This window comes from Niastella populi, from assembly GCF_002078015.1.
GTDB lineage: Bacteria > Bacteroidota > Bacteroidia > Chitinophagales > Chitinophagaceae > Niastella > Niastella populi.
Map to the genome: position 1 here is coordinate 1 of NZ_LWBP01000048.1, position 1,247 is coordinate 1,247.

A 1,247-nucleotide genomic window follows, 5' to 3' on the forward strand; every position below is an offset into this window, starting at 1 on the left:
TTTCAGAATATGAAAGAACCAATACATTTTTAGATTTTACAGTTGCTGCAACTGGAGGTGGTTATCGTATAGGCATCAAAGCCACTAAAAAACTTAGCTCTGGTTTGTCATTAGAGTATGCAGGCAACCTGTACTTTAAAGTATTAGACTTTATTTTAAAAGATCAAAGCAGGCTATTAAAGGATGTAGATTATTTAAGTGAAGAAGAGAAACACAAACTGCTCTTTACTTTCAATGATACAGCAGTAGCTTATCCGAAAGATAAGACGATCGTAGACTTATTTGAAGAGCAAGTCGAGAAGACGCCAGACCACATAGCCGTAATATTTGAAGATACTGAACTTACTTATCGGCAGCTCAATGAGCGGTCTAATCAGCTTGCCCGTCACCTGAGAGATAATTATGATATCCGGCCAGATAATTTGATAGCCATCAAACAGGCGCGCAGTGAATGGATGATCATTTCCATACTGGGCGCCTTAAAATCAGGTGGAGCCTATGTTCCTATCGATCCGGAATATCCTCAGGAAAGAATACACTACATTGAACAGGATACCAAATGTAAGATATGCCTCGATGAAGCAGAACTAAGCAGGTTCAAAGAAAGCCAGGAGCGTTATTCTATAGAACCGGTGAGTTCCACTGCTACATCCAACAACCTTGCTTATGTGATCTACACCTCAGGTTCCACAGGGAAACCGAAAGGAGTAATGATCGAACATCGGAATGTAACTAACTTTTTCTCCGGGATGACATCCGTTTTTGGAGAAGAAAAAGGAACATTCCTGGCTATGACAAATTACACATTTGACATATCGGTATTGGAGCTTTTGTGGACACTGAGTAAAGGATACAAAGTTGTTATACAGGGAGAGGCCAGGCAGATTGGTGACGAGCAGAATAACTATTCGGTTTATTCACAGATCAGGAAACATAAGGTTACGCATTTACAAATTACACCTTCCATGGGAGCCATGTTGAATCAGCACCTTTCAGAAGAGGAAGGTTGGCGTTCAATTAAAAATATCCTTTTGGGAGGTGAGCCATGTACGGCTTCATTGGTGAATGATATTTACCAGAAATTGCCCGGTACGCAACTTTACAATATGTATGGACCGACAGAAACAACGATTTGGTCCACGGTAAAAGCGTTTGAAAAAAACACGCAAAAGATTGAAATTGGTAAACCGATTGCCAATACCAAAATCTATATTTTGGACGAAAACCGTAACCCGGTTGCAGAAGGG

The 1,247-nt window shown here is 40.4% G+C and carries 1 protein-coding gene; it reads left to right on the forward strand.

Features of this window, described 5'->3' with window-relative positions:
- The coding region (locus A4R26_RS06695; protein ID WP_165760171.1) for an AMP-binding protein at nt 1–1,247 on the forward strand (1,247 nt) is incomplete at both ends.